Source organism: Rhodococcus sp. Leaf225 (assembly GCF_001426145.1).
Lineage (GTDB): Bacteria > Actinomycetota > Actinomycetes > Mycobacteriales > Mycobacteriaceae > Rhodococcoides.
In genome coordinates, this window is sequence record NZ_LMRN01000009.1 from 818,890 (window position 1) to 840,205 (window position 21,316).

Annotated in this window: 27 protein-coding genes; 19 read left to right on the forward strand and 8 right to left on the reverse strand. The window is 67.1% G+C overall.

Annotated elements, in window-relative coordinates:
- Positions 1 to 120 precede the first annotated feature (120 nt).
- Both ASG69_RS08155 and ASG69_RS08160 read left to right on the forward strand, forming a co-directional pair.
- Entirely contained in the window at positions 121 to 1,188 is a 1,068-nt protein-coding gene (locus tag ASG69_RS08155) for an alpha/beta hydrolase (RefSeq protein WP_056441833.1), read from the forward strand.
- 101 nt (positions 1,189 to 1,289) lie between these two features.
- Entirely contained in the window at positions 1,290 to 2,180 is an 891-nt protein-coding gene (locus ASG69_RS08160; RefSeq protein ID WP_056441836.1) for a glycosyltransferase family 2 protein, read from the forward strand.
- A 117-nt stretch (positions 2,181 to 2,297) separates the two neighbouring features.
- Here the strand turns inward: ASG69_RS08160 and ASG69_RS08165 are convergent, their stop codons facing one another.
- Positions 2,298 to 2,774 (reverse strand): hotdog fold domain-containing protein, encoded by a 477-nt coding sequence (locus tag ASG69_RS08165; RefSeq protein ID WP_027504645.1) that lies wholly within the window; start codon positions 2,772 to 2,774, stop codon positions 2,298 to 2,300.
- Between the two features lie 596 nt (positions 2,775 to 3,370).
- Here ASG69_RS08165 and rpsJ point away from each other — a divergent pair.
- The 12 genes from rpsJ (at position 3,371) to ASG69_RS08225 (ending at position 9,467) form a co-directional block, all read left to right on the forward strand.
- Positions 3,371 to 3,676 carry a 30S ribosomal protein S10 gene (gene rpsJ, locus ASG69_RS08170; RefSeq protein ID WP_003938093.1) on the forward strand — a complete coding sequence of 102 codons (306 nt, stop codon included), beginning with the start codon at positions 3,371 to 3,373 and terminating at the stop codon, positions 3,674 to 3,676.
- A 14-nt stretch (positions 3,677 to 3,690) separates the two neighbouring features.
- Positions 3,691 to 4,356, forward strand: a complete 666-nt coding sequence (rplC, locus tag ASG69_RS08175) for a 50S ribosomal protein L3 (protein ID WP_027504646.1) — start codon at positions 3,691 to 3,693, stop codon at positions 4,354 to 4,356.
- A complete protein-coding gene (gene rplD, locus ASG69_RS08180; RefSeq protein WP_027504647.1) occupies positions 4,353 to 5,042 on the forward strand; it encodes a 50S ribosomal protein L4 in 690 nt (229 codons plus the stop codon). The genes rplC and rplD overlap by 4 nt, the downstream gene beginning before the upstream one ends.
- On the forward strand, positions 5,039 to 5,344 hold the full coding sequence (gene rplW / locus ASG69_RS08185; RefSeq protein WP_027504648.1) for a 50S ribosomal protein L23: 306 nt from the start codon (positions 5,039 to 5,041) through the stop codon (positions 5,342 to 5,344). Before rplD ends, rplW begins: the two co-directional genes overlap by 4 nt.
- A 47-nt stretch (positions 5,345 to 5,391) precedes the next feature.
- Complete coding sequence (gene rplB, locus ASG69_RS08190) at positions 5,392 to 6,228, forward strand: 50S ribosomal protein L2 (RefSeq protein WP_027504649.1); 837 nt, start codon at positions 5,392 to 5,394, stop codon at positions 6,226 to 6,228.
- Positions 6,229 to 6,245: 17 nt separating this feature from the next.
- The gene (gene rpsS / locus ASG69_RS08195; protein WP_027504650.1) at positions 6,246 to 6,527 is read left to right on the forward strand and encodes a 30S ribosomal protein S19; all 282 of its coding nucleotides are present in this window, start codon (positions 6,246 to 6,248) and stop codon (positions 6,525 to 6,527) included.
- The gene (gene rplV, locus ASG69_RS08200) at positions 6,524 to 6,928 is read left to right on the forward strand and encodes a 50S ribosomal protein L22 (RefSeq protein WP_027504651.1); all 405 of its coding nucleotides are present in this window, start codon (positions 6,524 to 6,526) and stop codon (positions 6,926 to 6,928) included. Before rpsS ends, rplV begins: the two co-directional genes overlap by 4 nt.
- Positions 6,928 to 7,731 carry a 30S ribosomal protein S3 gene (gene rpsC / locus ASG69_RS08205; protein WP_027504652.1) on the forward strand — a complete coding sequence of 268 codons (804 nt, stop codon included), beginning with the start codon at positions 6,928 to 6,930 and terminating at the stop codon, positions 7,729 to 7,731. Before rplV ends, rpsC begins: the two co-directional genes overlap by 1 nt.
- A gap of 3 nt (positions 7,732 to 7,734) precedes the next feature.
- Positions 7,735 to 8,151: a 50S ribosomal protein L16 gene (gene rplP, locus ASG69_RS08210; protein WP_027504653.1), complete on the forward strand. Its 417-nt coding sequence runs from the start codon at positions 7,735 to 7,737 to the stop codon at positions 8,149 to 8,151.
- A complete protein-coding gene (gene rpmC / locus ASG69_RS08215; RefSeq protein WP_027504654.1) occupies positions 8,151 to 8,396 on the forward strand; it encodes a 50S ribosomal protein L29 in 246 nt (81 codons plus the stop codon). The genes rplP and rpmC overlap by 1 nt, the downstream gene beginning before the upstream one ends.
- Entirely contained in the window at positions 8,393 to 8,674 is a 282-nt protein-coding gene (gene rpsQ / locus ASG69_RS08220; protein ID WP_042575434.1) for a 30S ribosomal protein S17, read from the forward strand. Before rpmC ends, rpsQ begins: the two co-directional genes overlap by 4 nt.
- A 100-nt stretch (positions 8,675 to 8,774) precedes the next feature.
- The gene (locus ASG69_RS08225; protein ID WP_056442399.1) at positions 8,775 to 9,467 is read left to right on the forward strand and encodes a hypothetical protein; all 693 of its coding nucleotides are present in this window, start codon (positions 8,775 to 8,777) and stop codon (positions 9,465 to 9,467) included.
- 6 nt (positions 9,468 to 9,473) lie between these two features.
- On the opposite strand, the gene ASG69_RS08230 is transcribed toward ASG69_RS08225, so the two are convergent.
- From ASG69_RS08230 to ASG69_RS08255, 6 genes are all read right to left on the reverse strand, one after another.
- Positions 9,474 to 9,725: an alanine:cation symporter family protein gene (locus ASG69_RS08230; RefSeq protein ID WP_056441839.1), complete on the reverse strand. Its 252-nt coding sequence runs from the start codon at positions 9,723 to 9,725 to the stop codon at positions 9,474 to 9,476.
- Between the two features lie 44 nt (positions 9,726 to 9,769).
- The gene (locus ASG69_RS08235; RefSeq protein ID WP_056441841.1) at positions 9,770 to 10,774 is read right to left on the reverse strand and encodes an aldo/keto reductase family protein; all 1,005 of its coding nucleotides are present in this window, start codon (positions 10,772 to 10,774) and stop codon (positions 9,770 to 9,772) included.
- Positions 10,775 to 10,816: 42 nt separating this feature from the next.
- On the reverse strand, positions 10,817 to 13,936 hold the full coding sequence (locus tag ASG69_RS08240; protein ID WP_056442402.1) for a helicase HerA domain-containing protein: 3,120 nt from the start codon (positions 13,934 to 13,936) through the stop codon (positions 10,817 to 10,819).
- 14 nt (positions 13,937 to 13,950) lie between these two features.
- On the reverse strand, positions 13,951 to 14,637 hold the full coding sequence (locus tag ASG69_RS08245) for a hypothetical protein (RefSeq protein ID WP_056441844.1): 687 nt from the start codon (positions 14,635 to 14,637) through the stop codon (positions 13,951 to 13,953).
- Positions 14,634 to 15,656, reverse strand: coding sequence for an endonuclease domain-containing protein (locus tag ASG69_RS08250; RefSeq protein ID WP_056441848.1), 1,023 nt, complete (start codon positions 15,654 to 15,656; stop codon positions 14,634 to 14,636). Before ASG69_RS08250 ends, ASG69_RS08245 begins: the two co-directional genes overlap by 4 nt.
- 137 nt (positions 15,657 to 15,793) lie before the next feature.
- On the reverse strand, positions 15,794 to 17,098 hold the full coding sequence (locus tag ASG69_RS08255; protein WP_414891258.1) for an AIM24 family protein: 1,305 nt from the start codon (positions 17,096 to 17,098) through the stop codon (positions 15,794 to 15,796).
- A 185-nt stretch (positions 17,099 to 17,283) separates the two neighbouring features.
- Between ASG69_RS08255 and rplN the strand changes: the two genes are divergently transcribed.
- The 5 genes from rplN (at position 17,284) to ASG69_RS08280 (ending at position 20,449) form a co-directional block, all read left to right on the forward strand.
- Entirely contained in the window at positions 17,284 to 17,652 is a 369-nt protein-coding gene (gene rplN, locus ASG69_RS08260) for a 50S ribosomal protein L14 (RefSeq protein ID WP_027504662.1), read from the forward strand.
- A 1-nt stretch (position 17,653) separates the two neighbouring features.
- Positions 17,654 to 17,968 (forward strand): 50S ribosomal protein L24, encoded by a 315-nt coding sequence (gene rplX / locus ASG69_RS08265; RefSeq protein WP_027504663.1) that lies wholly within the window; start codon positions 17,654 to 17,656, stop codon positions 17,966 to 17,968.
- Entirely contained in the window at positions 17,968 to 18,534 is a 567-nt protein-coding gene (gene rplE, locus ASG69_RS08270; RefSeq protein ID WP_027504664.1) for a 50S ribosomal protein L5, read from the forward strand. The genes rplX and rplE overlap by 1 nt, the downstream gene beginning before the upstream one ends.
- Before the next feature lie 4 nt (positions 18,535 to 18,538).
- Positions 18,539 to 18,724, forward strand: coding sequence for a type Z 30S ribosomal protein S14 (locus tag ASG69_RS08275; RefSeq protein WP_027504665.1), 186 nt, complete (start codon positions 18,539 to 18,541; stop codon positions 18,722 to 18,724).
- Between the two features lie 210 nt (positions 18,725 to 18,934).
- Complete coding sequence (locus ASG69_RS08280; RefSeq protein ID WP_051613170.1) at positions 18,935 to 20,449, forward strand: APC family permease; 1,515 nt, start codon at positions 18,935 to 18,937, stop codon at positions 20,447 to 20,449.
- Between the two features lie 71 nt (positions 20,450 to 20,520).
- Here the strand turns inward: ASG69_RS08280 and ASG69_RS08285 are convergent, their stop codons facing one another.
- Entirely contained in the window at positions 20,521 to 20,994 is a 474-nt protein-coding gene (locus tag ASG69_RS08285; RefSeq protein ID WP_156382959.1) for a hypothetical protein, read from the reverse strand.
- Positions 20,995 to 21,316: the final 322 nt, after the last annotated feature.

Genomic DNA, 21,316 nt, shown 5'->3' on the forward strand with positions numbered 1-21,316 from the left:
TCGGACTGTCGTCGCTGGTGAGGCGAGTTCTGGAACGTGTCTCGGGTACGACCGGCGGTGCCTTACAGTGAGGGCGATCTGTGGCTGTGGACACGGCTGTGACGAGAGGGCCCCCTGCGCATGACAACACCACGACGACGCGTCCGCGACGCGGTCCGCACGGGGCGTCTGCTCGTGCCGATCGCGATCGTGACGGCCCTGTTGAGCGGATGGCTGGTCGCGCCGGTGGCCGCGGCGGCGGAATCGACGGCGCCGATAGCCGGAGTGGTCGGCACCTCGGGGGCCCGCGTCGAGAGCGTCGACCATGTCGGGGGGCTGCGGTACCTCGTGACCGTGTACTCACCGTCCATGGGTCGATCCGTGCCGCTGCAGGTGTTCCGTCCCGCGGACACGTCGGCTCCGCGGCCCACCTACTACCTGCTGAACGGGGCCAGCGGCGGCGAGGATCCGTCGAGCAACTGGCCGGATCAAGCGGACGTCGAACCCTTCTTCGCCGACAAGAACGTCAACGTCGTCATCCCTGTGGGCGGCGCCTACAGCTACTACACGGACTGGGTCGCGGACGATCCGGAACTGGGTCGCAACAAGTGGGAGACCTTCCTGACGCAGGAACTCCCTCCTGTGATCGACGCGTCTCTCGGTACCACCGGAACCCAGGCCATCGGCGGCATCTCCATGGCGGCGAGCGCTGTGCTGATGCTGGCGGCCGACCGGCCGGGCTTCTACTCGTCCGTCGCGTCGTTCAGTGGCTGCGCCGGCACGTCCGATGATCTCGGTCGGGCGTGGGTGACGCTCGTCGTCGAGGCTCGCGGCGGAGGAGACACCGAGAACATGTGGGGCCCCGCGGGCGGCCCCGAGTGGATCGCGAACGACGCGCTGCTCAACGCCGAGAAGCTGCGCGGTACTCCGCTGTATCTGTCCACAGGCAACGGGCTGCCGGGCTTCGACGAGTCGTTGGACAGCGCACGCATCGCGGGAGACGTGCGAGCACTGGTCAACAGAGTCGTGGTGGGGGGCGGGATCGAGGCGATCACCGACTCCTGCACGCGAACGTTCGCATCGAGACTGGCCGAGCTGGGCATTCCGGCGACGGTGGCCTTCCGTGACAGAGGAACCCATTCCTGGGCGTACTGGCAGGACGACCTCCACGATTCATGGCCCATGGTGGCGTCGTCCCTCGGGTTGTGACCTTTGTTCGACGGTCGGGGAGGGGCGACGAGATGCATCCCGAGGTTCTTGCTGGCATTCTGTCCGAGGATGTGTCCTGGTGTCGTGATGAGGAGCAATAGATGCGGTCCGCAGCAAGTGACATCTCACTGGTCGTCCCCGTCCTGAACGAGGAGGACTACATCGGTGCCTGCCTCGATCACGTTCTGGCGCAGATCGACGAGTTCGCCGAGGTCATCGTCGTGGACAACGGCTCGACCGACAGGACTGTCGAGATCGTCGGGAACTACGTCACCCGCGAGCCGAAGGTCAGGCTCGTGCACGAGCCGCGCAAAGGGCTGTTCTACTCGCGTAACACCGGCTTCCGGGAAGCGACGTCTGCGATCGTCGGCCGCATCGATGCCGACACGCGGATCGCGCCGGGGTGGGCGAGCGCGGTTCGCGCCACGTTCGACGACGCGGATCCCGACATCGACCTGGGCGGCATCACGGGGTTGAGCGCCCCGTACGACTCGCCGTTCGACCGCTCGAAGAAGCTTCTCGTCGATTTTCTGGTGAAGCGGAAGTTGCTCGGCAACAGCATGAAGATCGACAACATGCACGGTGCGAACATGGCAGTGCGGCTCGAAGCGTGGAACGCGGTGCAGGACAAGCTGACTTCTCGCGCCGACGTGCACGAGGACATCGATTTCGCGCTGTGCCTGAACGAGGCCGGCTACACCATCGTTCAGCCGACGGAGATGTGGGCCGCTGTGTCGCCGCGGCGCGCACTCACACCCCCGTTCGCCTACACGTCGTTCGTGAAGGCGGGTGTCACCAGTTTCGACGTCCACGGGAAGTCGAACTGGCAACTCCGATGGCTGGTCGCGCCTGTGACGTGGCTCTCGCACGCGGTCTTCTGGTTCCCCTACCGCGCATACGATCCGACCACGCGGCGCTTCTCGGTGCGCCGGCTCGTCAGTCGCCAGGAGTTCCGGCCGGCAGCGCTGTCGGAAGCACCTCCCGGGAGCTGACCGACAGCAGAGCACCGGATGTCACCGCGGGCAGGCCGGAGGCCGGTCGGATGTCACCGCGGGCAGGCCGGAGGCCGGTCGGAAGTCACCGCGGGCAGGCCGGAGGCCGGTCGGAAGTCACCGCGGGCTGACCCACACGGTGATGTCGGCGTGGACGACCTCGGTGCCGCCGGCGTCGCGCAGGCTGACCGGGATCACGAGTTCCACGCCGCTGGTCACCGATTCCCAGTCCGGCCGATCGTCGAGTAGCGCGGTGGCGGTGAGCCCGGATCTGCCGGGGGCCAGGTACTGGACGTTCATGCCCTTGGGGATCCACCGGTGGGTGGTTGGGATCGTCGCCTCGGCGAGCATCCCCATCGCCACCTCGGCCAGATTGCAGGCCGCGATGGCGTGGAAGGTGCCCAGGTGGTTGTGCACTCCGAACCACGTGGGCCCGGAGACCACGCACCGCCCGGGGGCGAGCTCCCGTACGCGGGGGAGGACCGTGGCGAAGAAGGGCACGCGGACACACATTCCCGCGGAGAACGCCAGGGAGCGGGTGATCCCGCCGGGGAGTCGCTGCCAGAGCGCGTACGTGCTGGTGACCGTTGCCATGGCTGCACCTTACTCGGCGGTAAGATGTTCGGGCGCGGTCGATCCGCGCGCCCACCGGTCGTCCGCGCTGGTTGCATCACGCGCGGATGGGTACCACCTGCGCGGATCGCTGCGATCGCGCGATCGACCGTGCGATCCGGCCGCGCTACCGCCTCGATTTGAACTCGACCCCCGGCGTGGGTCATACTGTTCGGGTTGCCTTGACCGAGGTGATCTCTGTCGTGCGTGTTGCGACGTGATCTCGCGGTCGAGGTATGCGACGAGAACGACATGCAGTGATTGCGCCGGCACGATGGGCGCATCCGGTCCGCGTTCTCCCGCCGGTCGAGTTCGGGCCGAGGGAGAATCATGTGCGGGAATGCGACACGCCCGACCGCGTGGACCGGAGAACCATGACAGATGAACAGCGGCAACGGATTCCTCCTGGCCACGCGTGTGCGTGGATGCGAGAGTCCGCCACGTTCGTCCTCATGGATGCGCCTCGCGCTCGGCTTCATGCCGGCGTCGGGTCAGCACACTGCCGGGTTCTCCGGATCGACATCCGGAGACGAGAGACCTGACCAACGGTTAACCAGGGCAAGGAAGAGGACATAAGCGTGGCGGGACAAAAGATCCGCATCAGGCTCAAGGCCTACGACCACGAGGCGATCGACGCGTCCGCGCGCAAGATCGTCGAGACCGTGACCCGCACCGGGGCACGCGTGGTCGGACCTGTGCCGTTGCCCACCGAGAAGAACGTGTACTGCGTCATCCGTTCGCCGCACAAGTACAAGGACTCTCGCGAGCACTTCGAGATGCGCACGCACAAGCGACTCATCGACATTCTCGACCCGACGCCGAAGACGGTCGACGCGCTCATGCGCATCGACCTGCCGGCAAGCGTCGACGTCAACATTCAGTGAGCGCGGAGACAACCATGACTGACAACATCAAGCGTCCGGCCAAGGGCATTCTGGGCACCAAGCTCGGCATGACCCAGGTCTTCGACGAGAACAACCGCGTCGTCCCGGTCACCGTCGTGAAGGCTGACCCGAACGTCGTGACCGCGATCCGTACCGAGGAGCGCGACGGCTACAGCGCCGTCCAGGTCGCCTTCGGTGCCATCGATCCCCGCAAGGTGAACAAGCCGGTCACCGGCCAGTTCGCCAAGGCAGGCGTCACGCCTCGCCGCCATCTCGCGGAGCTGCGCGTCGCCGACGCCGCAGGCTACGAGATCGGCCAGGAGCTCACCGCAGCCGAGTTCGAGGACGGCGCTTTCGTCGACGTCACCGGAGTCAGCAAGGGCAAGGGCTTCGCGGGAACGATGAAGCGCCACGGCTTCAAGGGCCAGGGCGCGAGCCACGGTGCGCAGGCTGTCCACCGCCGCCCCGGTTCCATCGGTGGCTGCGCGACCCCCGGCCGTGTCTTCAAGGGCATGCGCATGTCGGGCCGCATGGGTAGTGACCGCATCACCACGCAGAACCTCTCGGTGCACAAGGTCGATGCCGAGAACGGTCTGCTGCTGATCAAGGGTGCGATCCCGGGCCGCAAGGGCGGCGTCGTGATCGTCAAGAGCGCAGTGAAGGGTGGTGCGCGAGCATGACCAGTCTCGAGAAGAAGACCGAAGCCAACCTGACGCTCGACGTCAAGGAGCTCGGTGGCAAGACCAACGGCACCGTCGATCTCCCCGCCGAGATCTTCGATCGCACCGCGAACATCGCGCTGATGCACCAGGTCGTCGTCGCGCAGCTCGCTGCTGCACGTCAGGGAACTCACTCGACGAAGACGCGTGGCGAGGTCCGCGGTGGCGGCAAGAAGCCGTACCGCCAGAAGGGCACCGGCCGCGCACGTCAGGGCTCGACCCGCGCACCGCAGTTCGTCGGCGGTGGCACCGTCCACGGCCCGCAGCCGCGCGACTACAGCCAGCGCACCCCCAAGAAGATGATCGCTGCAGCTCTCCGCGGTGCCCTCTCCGACCGGGCGCGCAGCGAGCGCATCCACGTGATCACCGAGCTCGTCGCGGGACAGGTGCCCTCCACCAAGGGTGCTCGCACGTTCCTCGCGGAGCTCACCGATCGCAAGAAGGTTCTGCTGGTCATCGGCCGCGCAGACCTGGCCGCATGGAAGTCCGTCCAGAACCTCGACGGCGTTCACCCCATTGCGCCCGATCAGCTCAACACCTACGACGTCCTCGAGGCAGACGACGTGATCTTCAGTGTCGAGGCACTGAACACGTTCATCGCAGGACCGGCCAAGGCAGCAACGGATTCACAGGAGGAGGACAAGTGAGCACCATTGCCGATCCCCGCGACATCCTGCTGGCCCCGGTCATCTCGGAGAAGTCGTACGGGCTCATCGAGCAGGGGACCTACACGTTCATCGTGCACCCCGACTCGAACAAGACGCAGATCAAGATCGCTGTCGAGAAGGTCTTCGGCGTGACTGTGACCAGCGTGAACACCGCCAACCGGCAGGGCAAGCGCAAGCGGACCCGATTCGGCTACGGCACGCGTAAGAGCACCAAGCGCGCGCTCGTGACCCTCTCGGCCGACAGCAAGCCCATCGAGATCTTCGGAGGCCCGGTCGCGTAAGCGGCCGGAGCTCAGAGGGTCCTCGAGGATCAAGGGACGAGACAAACATGGCAATTCGTAAGTACAAGCCGACCACTCCCGGTCGTCGTGGCGCGAGTGTCTCCGATTTCGCGGAGATCACGCGCTCGACACCGGAGAAGTCGCTCATCCGCCCGCTGCACGGCCGCGGTGGCCGCAACGCACACGGCCGCATCACCACCCGTCACAAGGGTGGCGGTCACAAGCGCGCCTACCGGCTCATCGACTTCCGCCGCAACGACAAGGACGGCGTGCCGGCCAAGGTCGCTCACATCGAGTACGACCCCAACCGCACCGCCAACATCGCGCTGCTGCACTTCGCAGACGGTGAGAAGCGCTACATCATCGCGCCGAAGGGCATCTCGCAGGGTTCGCCCATCGAGTCGGGTGCCACGGCCGACATCAAGCCCGGCAACAACCTCCCGCTCCGCAACATCCCGACGGGTACCACCATCCACGCGGTGGAGCTTCGTCCGGGTGGCGGCGCCAAGATGGTTCGCTCCGCCGGTGCCGGTGCTCAGCTCCTCGGTAAGGAAGGCGCCTACGCCACGCTGCGTATGCCGTCCGGTGAGATCCGTCGAGTCGACGTGCGCTGCCGCGCCACCGTCGGCGAGGTGGGCAACGCCGAACAGTCCAACATCAACTGGGGCAAGGCCGGCCGTATGCGCTGGAAGGGCAAGCGCCCGACCGTCCGTGGTGTCGTCATGAACCCGGTCGACCACCCGCACGGTGGTGGCGAGGGCAAGACCTCCGGTGGTCGCCACCCGGTCAGCCCGTGGGGACAGCCGGAAGGCCGTACCCGCAAGAACAAGCCGAGCGATCAGCTCATCGTCCGCCGCCGCCGCACCGGCAAGAACAAGCGATAATCAGGAGGGAGTAGCAGATGCCACGCAGTCTGAAGAAAGGCCCGTTCGTCGACGACCACCTCCTGAAAAAGGTGGACGTTCAGAACGACAAGGGCACGAAGCAGGTCATCAAGACCTGGTCACGCCGCTCGACCATCACCCCCGACTTCATCGGTCACACCTTCGCCGTCCACGACGGTCGCAAGCACGTCCCGGTGTTCGTCTCGGATGCGATGGTCGGACACAAGCTCGGTGAATTCGCGCCGACGAGGACCTTCAAGGGTCACATCAAGGACGACCGGAAGGCGAAGCGGCGATGACCAACTTCACCCCCACCGACAACCCGATCGCCCGGGCCACGGCCAAGCACGTTCGCGTGACGCCGATGAAGGCCCGTCGCGTCGTGGACCTGGTCCGCGGAAAGAGCGTCGAGGATGCCCTGAACATCCTCAAGTTCGCACCGCAGGCTGCCAGCGAGCCCGTCGCCAAGGTCGTTGCCTCGGCAGCGGCCAACGCGGAGAACAACCTGGATCTCGATCCGAGCACGCTGATCGTCTCGGCTGCATTCGTCGACGAGGGCGCGACCCTCAAGCGTTTCCAGCCTCGTGCCCAGGGTCGTGCGTTCCGCATTCGTAAGCGCACATCTCACATCACGGTCATCGTGGAGAGCCTGCCCAAGACCGGCGGCTCGACACGTGGTCGCCGGAAGGGAGCTCAGTAGTGGGCCAGAAGATCAACCCGCACGGCTTCCGCCTCGGCATCACGACCGACTGGAAGTCCCGCTGGTACGCAGACAAGCAGTACGCGGAGTACGTCAAGGAAGACGTGCAGATCCGCAAGCTCCTCGCCACGGGCATGGAGCGCGCCGGCATCGCCAAGGTGGAGATCGAGCGCACCCGTGATCGGGTTCGCGTCGACATCCACACCGCGCGTCCGGGCATCGTCATCGGTCGCCGCGGCGCCGAGGCGGATCGCATCCGTTCCGAGCTCGAGAAGCTGACCGGCAAGCAGGTCCAGCTGAACATCCTCGAGGTCAAGAACGCCGAGTCCGAGGCACAGCTCGTCGCACAGGGTGTGGCCGAGCAGCTCTCGAACCGAGTCGCTTTCCGTCGTGCGATGCGCAAGGCCATCCAGTCGGCCATGCGTCAGCCGAACGTCAAGGGCATCCGCGTTCAGTGCTCCGGTCGCCTCGGCGGCGCGGAGATGAGCCGTTCCGAGTTCTACCGCGAAGGTCGCGTTCCGCTGCACACGCTGCGTGCGGACATCGACTACGGCCTCTACGAGGCGAAGACCACCTTCGGTCGCATCGGCGTGAAGGTCTGGATCTACAAGGGCGACATCGTCGGTGGCAAGCGTGAAGCTGTCGCCGCCGCTGCTCCGGCAGGCGATCGTCCCCGTCGTGAGCGTCCGTCTCGTCCGCGTCGCAGCGGTGCCTCGGGCACCACGGCGACCAGCACCGAGGCCGGCCGCGCAGCGACCGCAACCGCTGATGCACCCGCTACGACCGAGCAGAAGGAGGGCTGACGCATGTTGATCCCCCGTCGGGTCAAGCACCGCAAGCAGCACCACCCCAAGCGTTCGGGTGCCGCCAAGGGCGGAACTCAGGTGACCTTCGGTGAATACGGCATCCAGGCTCTCGAGCCCGCCTACATCACCAACCGTCAGATCGAGGCAGCCCGTATCGCCGTCACCCGCCACATCAAGCGTGGTGGCAAGGTCTGGATCAACATCTACCCGGACCGTCCGCTCACGAAGAAGCCTGCCGAGACCCGCATGGGTTCCGGTAAGGGTTCGCCGGAGTGGTGGGTCGCCAACGTCAAGCCCGGCCGCGTGCTCTTCGAGCTCAGCTACCCGGACGAGCAGATCGCTCGTGAAGCACTGACGCGCGCGATTCACAAGCTGCCGATCAAGGCACGCATCATCACGAGGGAGGTTCAGTTCTGATGGCTACCGGTACCCCGGCTGCCGAGCTCCGCGAGCTCGGCGACGAAGAACTGATCACCCGCCTTCGTGAGTCGAAGGAGGAGCTGTTCAACCTCCGCTTCCAGATGGCCACCGGCCAGCTGGACAACAACCGTCGGCTGCGCGTCGTCCGCCACGAGATCGCGCGCATCTACACCGTGATGCGCGAGCGTGAGCTCGGGCTCGCCGCAGGTCCTTCCGAGGACACGGCAGGTGACGCAGCATGAGCGAGGAAACAGTGACCACTGAAGAAGCACGCAACAGCCGGAAGACGCGTATCGGTTACGTCGTCTCCGACAAGATGCAGAAGACGATCGTCGTCGAGCTGGAGGACCGTGTGAAGCACGCCCTCTACGGCAAGATCATCCGACGCACCACCAAGGTCAAGGCCCATGACGAGAACGGAGTCGCCGGCGTCGGCGATCGCGTTCAGCTCATGGAGACCCGCCCCCTGTCCGCCACGAAGCACTGGCGACTGGTCGAGGTCCTCGAGAAGGCCAAGTAAGACCTGCAGCACCCATGGACGACCCCGCACTCCTCGTGAGTGCGGGGTCGTTCTGCGTTCTCAGGTCCTCGCTACGATGGCCGGACGAGAGGGGATCGGCATGGACAGTGTGATGCAGTTCGCCGGCCAGTACTGGTGGCTGTGGTTCGTCTTCGGCGGGTCCATCGCGGGTGCGGCCAAGGCGGTCAGCGCCGCCAACGAGCGACGTGCGGATCGTCGCCTCGAGCGGTACCGCATCAAGCAGCAGGCCAAGGTCGCAGCGCTCGAACTCTCGAAGTCCACGAAGCAGGACGCGGAGACACAACGTCGATCCGTCGAGAAGGCGCTCGCCGAGCACGACGACGTGAACGCTCGGTGGTTCGCCTACGAGACCGACGTCATCAACCTGCTCGAGTTCCCCATGATGACGAACATGCGCGACCCGATGACGGTGGCCTTCCACCGCGCCAAGCTCGAAGCCGACTCGCTCCGGCCGTCGGCGGCGGACGAACTGGTCGGCGATCCGGAGGCGCAGCGGCTCTACCGCTCGGCCGTGCACGACTACGCCGTGGCGTTCACCGCTGCCGAGTCCGAGGCGAAGCGTCGTCGCCGCGGAAACTTCAGCGAGGCGGAGCAGAACCGACTCACTCGCGCGCAGTCGCTGCTGCGCATGGCCTTGGACGGCGCCTCGACCCCCGCCGAGCGGCAGGCGGCGTACCGCAAGGCGCGCACCGAGCTCGAGGGCCTGGTGACGCTGCCGACGACGGCGTACGCACAGATCGAACAGCGGATCGCGGGGGCGTTGGAGGCGTAGGCGCGGTCAGCCCGTGACGTCCACGTCGTTGACCGCCACCGTCTCGCCCCGGCGATGCGCCATGTAGTCGCGCAGCTCCCGCCTCACGACGGGAAGCAGCAGGTAGAGGCCGATGATGTTGACGAAGGCCAGGGCGAACAGCGCCGCATCCGCGAAGTCCAGTACGGATCCGAGCGACAGCACTGCCCACGTGATGGCGGTGGACAGCGCGAAGAGCGCCACCGCGACCGTCAGAATGTACGGGAACCAGGGGAGCACCGTCTCTCAGACGTATCTGACCGATCCTTTACCTGATCTTGACCTCAGACCAGACGCTTCTCGGGACTCACCGTCTTCGACGGATCCTTCTCGACGATGTCGCCCAACGCCTCGTCGATCTTGGCGAGCACGTCGGCGTCGAGGGTGACGTCCTGCGCCTTGACGTTGTCGGCGATCTGCTCGGGACGAGACGCGCCGACGAGAGCGGCCGCGATGTTGTCGTTGGCCAGCACCCAGGCGATGGCGAGCTGGGACATCGTGATGCGCAGGTCGTCGGCGATCGGCTTCAGCTTCTGCACGCGCGTCAGCGTCTCGTCGTTCATGTAGCGCGAGATCATGTCCGCGCCGCCCTTGTCGTCGGTCGCGCGCGAGCCCTCGGGAAGCGGCTGTCCGGGAACGTACTTGCCCGTGAGGACGCCCTGAGCCAGCGGTGACCAGACGACCTGCGAGATACCGAGTTCCTTGGACGCCGGGACCACGTCGGACTCGATGACGCGCCAGAGTGCGGAGTACTGAGGCTGATTGGAGACGATGGAGAAACCGCGCTGCCGGGCCAGTTTCTGCGCTTCGCGGAGCTGGTCCGCGGTCCACTCGGACACACCGATGTACAACGCCTTGCCCTGCTGGACGACGTCACCGAAGGCGGCGATGGTCTCCTCGAGCGGCGTCTCGTGGTCGTATCGGTGCGCCTGGTAGAGGTCGACGTAGTCGGTGCCCAGGCGTCGCAGCGAGTTCTCGATGCCCTCGAAGATGTGTTTGCGCGAGAGCCCCGTGTCGTTCGGGCCCTTCTCGCCGACCGGGAAATACACCTTGGTGAAGATCTCGAGACCTTCACGACGCTCGCCCGCCACCGCCTTGCCCAGCACGGTCTCGGCCGCGCCGTTGGCGTAGACGTCCGCGGTGTCGAACGTCGTGATGCCGGCGTCGAGAGCCGCCTTCACGCAGGCGGTCGCGACGTCGTTCTCCACCTGCGACCCGTGGGTGAGCCAGTTGCCGTAGGTGATCTCGGAAACCTTGAGTCCGCTGTTGCCCAGAAATCTGTAAGCCATGCGAACAACGCTACTCGCGCGCCGGCGCCAGGACTTCTCCTCTCACTCGCGCGCCAGCGCGAGGACCTCCTCTTCGGTGGGGGGACTCTTCGGGTGGAAGGTGAGGCACAGGGGAGTGGCCGTACGCCGGAATTCCGAACCCTCGACGGCCGCGTAGAACTGACCTGCGGGGAGACGTCCGACGTCGGGCACAGAGCCGCCCTTGGCGCGCGCCATCTCCTGCGCCGCCTGGATCTGGGCGGGGCTGTTCAGCAGGCCGTAGAACTGGGTGGCCGCGTTCCCGGCGATGCGGTTGTGGAGCCCCTTGGGGGCCTGTGTCGCAAAGACGAGGCCCAGGCCGTACTTCCGGGCCTGCGACGCGAGTGCGAGCGTGCTGTGCGTGGCCGGTGTCGCTTTGTCCGAGGGCGCGTAGTTCTGCGCCTCGTCCATGACGAAGAGTCCGCCGAGCGGTCGATCACCCGCCGGGTTCTTCTTGATCCAGGCGAACAGACCCATCTGCAGCTGATTGACGAAGCTCTGCTTCTGCTCCTCGGTGGTGAGCCCCGAGAGGTTGATGACGGACACGCGCGCCTTCTTCCCCTCGGCCGGGGTGAGCAGCACGCCCGGATCGACGGGAGTGCCGGACCCGGCGAACATCGGGTCGTTCGTCATCGCGGCCTTGAGGTTCTCGGCGAGATCGGCCGCGATGCGCACGGCGTCGCGCAGATCGCTGGCGTCGGCGGGGAGATTCTCCAGCAGGTCGATGAAGTCCGACATGTCGCCGGCCGAGCGCCGCCCGAACCCGTCGAGTGCCGCGCGAAGCACCGCCTGGCGGTGCTTCGCCTTCTCCGTGGTGCCCGTCGCCAGTGCGGCGGGAGCCAGCGCCGCGAGACCCGACTCGACGGACGCGTCGAACTCGTCCTTGTCGTTGACGACGCTGGCGAAGTCGGGGAGCGGCTGGAAACTGAGCGGCCGCCCCGACGACTTGCGCGGAGTCCAGATGACGACGTCCGTGTCCCGCAGATACGCAGCAGCTTTCGCCTCGTCGCCCGGCGGCCACGTGCGCTCGTCCTCCGGCCACGGTGTCCCGAGGCGGGCGAGATCGTTGTTGATGTCGAGCACGATCGACGAGACACCGTGCAGGGCACACTCCTCGACCAGCCGACGGATGAGCACGGTCTTGCCGCTACCCGATCCGGCGAAGATCGCCGTGTGCTTGCGCAGCGCCTCGAGCGGAATGCGGACCTCGGCGTTGGTGCTGAGCTCCGTCCCCATCTCGATCTGCTCCCGGCGCGGAGTTGCCGCGGGAGCCTGCGACACCTCGGGTTCGATGAGTGCCTGATCGTCGTCGACGACGCTCGCGTCGGGCAGCACCTCGCGGAACAACGCGATCTCGTGCGCCGGCTTGCGAGCGAGCAGCCACGACGTGAGGGCCGGCGAGTTCTCCGACCGGAGAGCGCCCAGGGCGTGCAGCGAGCGGCGATCGTCCTCGCTCAGCGGCACCTCGACACCACCGGCGCGGTGCAGCGCCGCCACGGTCTGTTCCGTCTTCGCACCCTTGGGCCAGGGTGCGTTGCGGATGAGGATCAATCGACGGCGCGGCATGTCGATGTGGAGACCCGCCGCGGTGACGGCCCGCTCGATACGGGCCAGGGCCGCACGGGCATTGGTGGAGGAGACGGCGCGGAAGCACCAGTGTTCCTCGTCGTCGGTGTCGCTGTCGACGGTGTGGCGGAGCCGTGCGTGCAATGCTGGGCGGCCGCTCGGCGGAGGATCCTGCGCGAGGCTGTCGTCGGACGACTGGTGCTCGTGGATCCACGCGTCGAGACCGGCTGAGAGCAGTGCCGGGACGAGGCTGTCCTCGGTGCTGGGTTCGAGCGGTGTCGACACGTCCGCGGCGCTGCGCAACTGCGCGTACCGCTCGTCGAGCGCCTCGAGTTCGGATCGCTTGGCCGTGGGGAGCGACGGTGTGTCGGATCCCCCTCCGCTGGAGGCGAAGTCGGTCAGTTCCGTCGCGACCCCCGTCTCGAGGCAGTGGCGGATGTGCTTGTCGACGGCGATGAGCAGCTGGCGGGGAGTGAAGTCCGGCGCCTTGTCGAACGCGTCGACGGCCACCGGCCATGTCGGGTGCGGGGTGGCGAAGCCGACCTCGCGGAAGCACGCCTCGAGGCGACGCTCGAGCAGCAGGCGGCCGACGTCCGACGACGGAATCGGCTTGAGCCGCTGCGTCACCCGGAACCGGTCACGCATCGGTGCGACCCCGCGAGCGGCGATCAGGTCCCACGCGCTCGACAGCGCCGACAACACGGAGGCGGTGCGCGGCAACGTCTCACGGAGAGTCATCAGACCGTGGGCGAGCTGCTCGACCACCTTGTCCTCCTGCTCGTCCGCGTAGTCCTTGTCGGCTCCGGTGCGCGCCTGCGCGACGAGGGTGTCGATCTGATCGATGGCGAGGATGGTGGGACCCGTGATCGCGAGCAGTCGGGAGATGTTCTCCGCGATGCCCTGGTGACCGAGCTCCGCGCGGCGGATGCCCCACGACTCGAACTCGTCGGCGTCCACGTCGTCGATCGACTGCAGGTAGGCGTCGCCGATGTCCTGCACGGCCGCGTCGGGTGCGATCGAGAGGACCAGGGCACGCAGGGTGTGCTGGGAGGTCCGACGATGGCGGGGATGGGCCTTGTAGACGCCGGTGACGAACTCGTTCAGCGTGTCGGCGTCGATCATGGTCTCGCCCATGACCTGTCGCCGCTGGTCCTCGCTCACGCCGGCGATGTCGCAGAGCCGCCGCAGGACCAGGCGGAGCTGACTGTCGTCACCGCGACCCGATGGGCGGTTGAGATCGTCGAGCATGCCCATCAGCGTCGAGCGCCAGAAACCCGCGGCGTCGAGGAGCCGGATGAGGAAGAAGTAGCCGCCGCGCGACTGCACCTCCTCGCGGACCTGCCCGAGAAGGTGCGTCTTGCCGGAACCCGCGGGGCCCTGCACGACGACGCCGAGCGGACTGGCGTCGTCCGAGTTCTCGGCGTCGGTGTACGCACTCATGACCTCGGTGAACACCCGCTCGTGCATCCCGGGCACGTGGACGTCCGACTGGGACCGCCACACGTCGTCGGGTGTGGGGGCCCAGCTCAGCCGCACCGACTCGAGAGCGCGGATCTGTTCGGACTTCGTGGTCGTCATCGTGGAGCCGCCCATCACTGTTCGATCGCCAAGAGGTGGTTCTGCTGGTTGCCGACATCGACGGCCGCGGCGCGGTCCTCGTCGGTCAGCGTCTTCTGGTTCTCCTCGGGGATGAGGGAGGCGTCGGGGGCGCGTCGCAGCCGGGCGAGCGCCTCGTCGAGATCCGTGCGCGAGATGTCGGACAGGGCGGGCCGCAGCCGCGACAGCCGCACCCAGGCCCCGGGCTCCCGAGCGAGGTCCGCGTACGTCGACCGGATCCGCTGTTCGACGTCCGCGGCGGACAGTTCACTGCGGACCGCGGGGGCGACGATGGCGTTGGGTGGCGTCGGCGGCGCCGTGATCGACGTCGGAGTGTCGCGCGGGAAGAAGACCTCGGCGGGACGTACGTCGTCGCGGTGGAACCACCGGCCGAGGCCTGCCATGACGGTGAACAGGGCCTTGCCGGGGCCGGCCGCACCCTTCGGCGCCTGCGTGCCCATCAGGTCGGAGCAGTGCTTCCAGCCCTTGTCGGTGAGCTCGACGGTCATCGTCCGCCCCTGCTTGCCCACCTCGATCAGGCCGAGCGACGCGAGGTGGTCCCGGTGGGGCTTCTTCAACTCGGGCCCGAGCGTCGACAGTTCGGGGTTGCGCACCGCGCGTGCCTCGGCCATCAGCACCATCAGCACGGACACCTCGGTGCCGGTCAACTCGTTCGCGCTCACGTGGGAGTCCCCTTCGATCGTCGTCGGTGCAGTGCCTGTTCGATCATCGTCATCACGCTCTCGTGGTCCGCGAGCACGTCCTCGTTGGTGAAGCGCAGCACGATCCAGCCGTGCGTCTGCAGCAGGTTGTCACGGGACCGGTCGTCGGCGAACTGAGCACGCGCACGGTGCTCGTGGCCGTCGATCTCGATGGCGACCTTCTCATCGACCCACGACACGTCCAGCGTGAACGGTCTGCTCAACGTCGTCGGCCGGACGGAGCGGTTGTGGCGTCGGCCCGCCGCCCACTCGCGGGTGGAGAGGACGCGATCCAGCAGGATCTCCGCCGCGCTGGCCGCGTGCGGACGCCCCTCGACGGGCGGGTAGCTCAGCGGCCGGAAGCGGTCGACGATGGTGTCGACGTCGTCCGGGGTCGACGGAGTGCGCACGGTCAGCACCGGGAACCTGTCCACGGCGGGTGCACCGGCCCCGGTCAACCACACTCCCGTCCCGGTGCTGCACCACCATTCCGCGGCGGTCGCCACCGCTGCCGGGTCGGCGTCGGCGGGGACGTCCACGACGAGGACGGCGCGCTCTCGCCCGTGGACGTCGGCGATCACGCGGGCGGCACCGGCGGCTCGGGTCTCGCGAGCGAAGGCGTCGACACGCAGGGGGCGTCCGGACGTCGACGCGCCCGCGAGATGGGCCAGGTACGGGCCGAAGTGTTCGCTCGAAGACGCGTGCTCGTGAGCTCGTGCCCGAGCGGCGTCGCGGGCCAGCGACGAGCGGTCGCCGACGTCGCCGGGCAGCAGGAAGGGGACGAGGTCGAGCGCGGCCTGCTCGATCGCGGCGACGACGGCGTCCACCATCTCCGACGCGGAGCCGTTCGTCAGGGTGAAGAAGAGTGCGGCCGGAGCATCGGACGGCAGCGGGTCCACCGACTCGGCGAGATCCCTCATCGCGGCGCCGGACAGTCGTACGACCCGGTCGAGCGGGGCGTCGTGCCACCAGGGCGTCGCGGTGTCGACGCGTGTCGTCACGTCATCACCCCCGCCCTGGTGTCGAGGCCGACCGGACCGGCCACCGCCCCGCGGCCGATTTCGGCCGACTTCAGGCCTGCCCTGTCGGTTACCATCCCCGAAACCGTACCCGGGGACGGGAACCCGTGTCGCGCGGGTCACCGTCCGAGCAGGCCACCCAGCGCGCCGCCGACACCGGCCTGCTGCCCGCCGCCCGTGCCGCCGACGAACCCGCCGGGCGGCTGCTCCGACGGCTGCACGACGACGAACCCCTGCCCGGAGAACTGCAGGGTGAAGCGCTCGCCGGTGCTGCGGCCGATGAGGGTGCCGAAGTTGAGTTGATCGTTGCTCTTCACCGAGGTCTGCAGGCTCGACGACCACGCGACCGCAGCCTGCGGATCCGCGAAGGTGGGCTGGTCGACGTTCAGCACGACGGGTTGCCCGTCGGTGGTGATGGCGATGCGCCCCTGCCCGGTGAAGATGCAGTTGAACAGGCCCGCGTTGCTGCTGGCGGCCGCACCCTGGACCCGGCCGATGCGGTACGACAGTGACGAGTCGAACGCGAGCACGTTGGCGCCGTTGATGGTGAGACCGTCGCTGCCGTCGAGGTCGATGATGTGCACGTCCTGGGCGGCGTTCGCGAGGAAGAGGTCGCCTCTACCGGACACCTTCATCAGCGGCACGCCCTCGCCCGTCACCGTGCGACGGATCATGTTGCCGATGCCGCCGGATCCCTGCGCCTCGAACTTCAGGTCGCCCTGGTAGGCCACCATCGATCCCGAGCGCGCCATGATCTCGCCGTTCATCGCGACGCGGGCCATCTTGCTGCCCTGCTTCTGGATGCCGACGCCCTGGACCTCGGCGTGGGTGGGGGCGAACAGTTCACTTCTCACGGCCAGTGCTCCCTGCGTCGGTACGGGTGGTGGTGCTGCTGTGGTGGGGACGACGGTCGGTGTCGGTGTCGGTGCCGGTGTCGTGGCCGGCGCGGGCTCGTCGTCGACGGTGATGCCGAAGTTCGTCGCGATGCCCGCGAGCCCGTCGTCGAAGCCCTGGCCCACGGCGCGGACCTTCCAGGCGTCGCCGCGTCGGTAGATCTCGACGCACACGACGGCGGTCTCGCTCGTGAGTCCGCTCATCCGGAACGACAGGTCCGGTCCGATGGAGATGGTCGGCTCCAGGCCGCCGAACGTGGTGGGGCCCGATCCGTCCAGGCTGGCGGTGACGGCCACGGTGTCGACGTCGCGGGGCACCGCACCGGTGTCCACGCGGATCCCGCCGCTGCCGTACGTCACGCCGGGGCCGACCGGGTTGTTGAAGAAGACCAGGTCCGCGTCCGATCGAACCCGGCCCGCGGAGTTCAGCAGGAGCGCCGAGACGTCCACGGCGGCGCCGGACACGGAGATGTCGAGGCTGTCCGAGGGTGCGGGGCGGTTCTCCCCCCGTGCGAGGCTGTCCACGGACATCAGTGTGCCACCGGCGCCTGACAGAGACCTGTGCCGTCGCGCGTGGTGGGGATTTGGATCCCGTCCGCGTGTTCCCTACACTAGAGCGGTTGCCCGTGGTAGACGCATGCGTCGGCCAGGGCCACAGACCGCGCGCGTCGGGTCGGTATCCGCCGCGTACGTACATCCAGGTCACTAGGAGACCCATGATTCAGCAGGAGTCGCGGCTTCGCGTCGCCGACAACACGGGTGCCAAGGAAATCTTGTGCATTCGCGTTCTCGGCGGCTCGTCACGCCGTTACGCCGGGATCGGCGACGTCATCGTCGCCACCGTCAAGGACGCGATCCCCGGTGGAAACATCAAGAAGGGCGAGGTCGTCAAGGCCGTCATCGTCCGCACCACGAAGGAGCGTCGCCGCGCCGACGGTTCGTACATCAAGTTCGACGAGAACGCTGCCGTTCTCATCAAGCCTGACAACGATCCCCGCGGTACCCGCATCTTCGGCCCGGTCGGCCGCGAGCTGCGCGAGAAGAAGTTCATGCGCATCGTGTCGCTGGCTCCGGAGGTGTTGTGAGATGAAGGTGCACAAGGGCGACACGGTTCTCGTCATCTCCGGTAAGGACAAGGGAGCGAAGGGCAAGGTCATCACGGCCTACCCCGAGACCTCCAAGGTCCTCGTCGAGGGCGTCAACCGCATCAAGAAGCACACCGCTGTCTCGGCCAACGAGCGCGGCGCCTCCTCGGGCGGCATCGTCACGCAGGAAGCCCCCATTCACGTTTCCAACGTCGCGGTCATCGACTCGGACGGCAACCCCACCCGCGTGGGCTACCGCACCGACGACAACGGCAAGCGCGTTCGGATTTCCCGTAAGAACGGGAAGGACATCTGATGACGACCACCGAGAACAAGATCGTTCCGCGCCTGAAGACCCGCTACCGCGAGGAGATCAAGGACGCGCTGAACACCGAGTTCGAGTACGCCAACGTCATGCAGATCCCCGGCATCGTCAAGGTCGTCGTCAACATGGGTGTCGGCGACGCCGCCCGTGACGCGAAGCTGATCAACGGTGCGGTCGCAGACCTCGCCGCGATCACCGGCCAGAAGCCCGAGATCCGCAAGGCCCGCAAGTCCATCGCGCAGTTCAAGCTCCGCGAGGGCATGCCCATCGGCGCGCGCGTCACGCTGCGCGGCGACCGCATGTGGGAGTTCCTGGACCGTCTCGTGTCCATCGCGCTTCCCCGCATCAGGGACTTCCGTGGCCTGTCGGGCACGCAGTTCGACGGCAACGGCAACTACACGTTCGGCCTGAACGAGCAGTCGATGTTCCACGAGATCGACGTCGACAAGATCGATCGCCCTCGCGGCATGGACATCACCGTCGTCACGACGGCCACCAACAACGACGAAGGCCGCGCGCTGCTCAAGCACCTCGGCTTCCCGTTCAAGGAGAACTGAGCGTATGGCTAAGAAGGCACTGGTCAACAAGGCCAACAAGAAGCCGAAGTTCGCGGTTCGCGCGTACACCCGCTGCCAGCGTTGCGGCCGTCCGCACTCCGTGTTCCGCAAGTTCGGCCTCTGCCGTATCTGCGTGCGCGAGATGGCGCACCGCGGCGAGCTCCCCGGAGTGCACAAGTCTTCCTGGTGAGACAAGCCTCCTGGTGATCTGATCACCTGATCGACCCGACAGGCCCGAGCCATCACGGCTCGGGCCTGTCGGCGTGCACGGATGCAGTGCGTCGAGGAATGTCGCGCGGTCCGAACGGTCTGTTCCTCTCTGCGTGTCTCCCGCCGTATGCCTCGCGCCGGCGCCTCACCGGGCCTAGTGTTGCGCGACGGGGGAGCGAGCGGAGGAATCATGACTCAGACCGCGGAGACCGAGACCTCGGCCACGCCGGAACTCAAGCGGGTCCTCGGACCCGGACTGCTGTTGCTCTTCATCGTCGGCGACATCCTGGGCGCCGGCGTCTACGCCGTGACAGGCGACATGATCGCCAATGTCGGCGGAATGGCGTGGCTGCCGTTCATACTCGCCTTCGTCGTGGCGACGCTGACCGCGTTCTCCTATCTCGAGCTGGTGTGCAAGTACCCGCAGGCCGCCGGCGCCGCGCTGTACACGCACAAGGCCTTCGGTATCCATTTCGCGACGTTCCTCGTCGCGTTCGCCGTCATCTGCTCCGGCATCACCAGCGCCTCGACGTCCTCGAACGTGGTGGCGGGCAACCTGTTGGCCGGCCTGCACGAGACCTTCAGTACCGAGGACGGCATCGGGTGGTTCGACGTACCCACCGGTGACACAGCGCAATTGGTGGTCGCACTGGCCTTCATGCTGCTGCTGGCGGCGATCAATCTGCGCGGTGTCGGCGAGTCGGTCAAGTTCAACGTGATCCTGACGATCATCGAGATGGCAGCGCTCGCCATCGTCATCGCGATCGGCTTCGTCGCGGTGGGAAGTGGTAGCGCCGAGGGCGACATCGCCAATCTGGTCGTGTTCGACGACGCCAACGAGAAGGGCTGGTTCCTCGCCGTCACCGTCGCGACCACCATTGCTTTCTTCGCGATGGTCGGCTTCGAGGACTCGGTGAACATGGTCGAGGAGACCAAGGAGCCCGAGAAGATCTTCCCGAAGATGATGCTCTCCGGACTCGGCATCGCCTGCCTCATCTACGTTCTCGTCGTCGTGGCCGTGATCGCGGTCCTGCCGCTGGACTACGACTCCGGCAGCGAGGGCATCCTGCTCCACGTCGTGCGACTCGGCGCACCGGGACTGCCGATCGACGAGATCTTCCCGTACCTGACGGTGTTCGCCGTCGCCAACACCGCGCTCATCAACATGCTGATGGCGAGTCGGTTGATCTACGGCCTCGGCCGTCAGCGCATCCTGCCGAAGTCGCTGAGCGCGGTTCTGCCGACGCGTCGCTCGCCGTGGGCGGCCATCATGTTCTCCACCGTCATGGCACTGGTGCTGATCGTGGTGGTCAACCAGCTGCAGGGGAACTCGGTCGTCAGCGCTTTGTCCGGAACGACCGGGCTGCTGCTGCTCTGCGTGTTCGCGGTGGTCAACGTCGCCAACCTGGTGCTCAAGCGCAAGAAGGAGACGACGGGCTTCAGTGCGCCGCTGTGGGTTCCGGTGACGGGCGGCACGCTGTGCCTGTTCCTCGTCGGACCGTGGGCGCGGACCGATGCGCAGATGATCCAGTACCGCATCGCCGGCGCGATGCTGCTCCTCGGTGTGGCGCTGTGGGTGGTGACGTTCTTCGTCAACCGTGCCACGCAGGGCAAGTCGCGCTTCATCGACGTGGATGCGCTCGACCGCGACGAGAAGGCGAATCTCGGTGACCGGGTGCGTGATCGGGGAGACGGCAAGGACTGACCGGCGGGGTCGACCCGCGCACGAGACGAGCCCCGGACCTCCCTGAGGACCGGGGCCCGCGTCGTCGAGCGTCAGCTCTCGAAGATGTCCAACGGCAGAGAGCCACCGCCACCGACAGGTGGGACGACAGGCGGGAGGCTGCCCTCCGGAAGCACTGTGACGGGGAGGTCGACGAGCGTGTCGACCGATGTGCCGCCGTCGTCACAGCTCACCGCGACGCTGTAGAGCCCGGCCTCGAGTCCGTCGATGACGACGGTGCCGACGGCGGGAGCGATCGGCAGGAATGGCGTGACGGGGCCCGAGGCGCTCGCCGTGTTGGTCTCGTCACCCACTTCGGTCGCGGTGACGGTGCAGTCCACCGCGCCCGTGAAGGCGAGAGCGGGTGTCACGGTCACCAGTGTGCTGATCGATTCGACGCCGGGCGTGGGTACCGCGACGACGGCGAGCACCGCCGCCGACGCCGTTCCCGACCCTGCCAACAGCGCAGCAGCAGCTGCCGCTCCCACCATTCCGACCTTGCCGAATGTGCGTACACCGGTCTTCACATCGTCCTCCATCACTCGTCGTGCGCGATAAACGTTGTGAATGGACACTAAAAGGCTGAACGAGAATGGCGGGGCGAAACGGACCAATCGGTCACCGAACTTGGTTCCCCGGCTGAACCCGACCGATGTCGTGGTGAACCGGTGCGTCTGTCGGCGCCGGCGCTGGGCACCGTGCACACCTCCCGTGAGGCTCACACCTGTTGCGGCAGGCCGGAGGGGGTGTTCGCTCACCGCAACCTGTGTGCACACCCCCTGCGGCACCGGCGAGTGCCACACCGGCACCTCACGCCGCACCCGGCCGACACCACCGCCGCGCACTCGT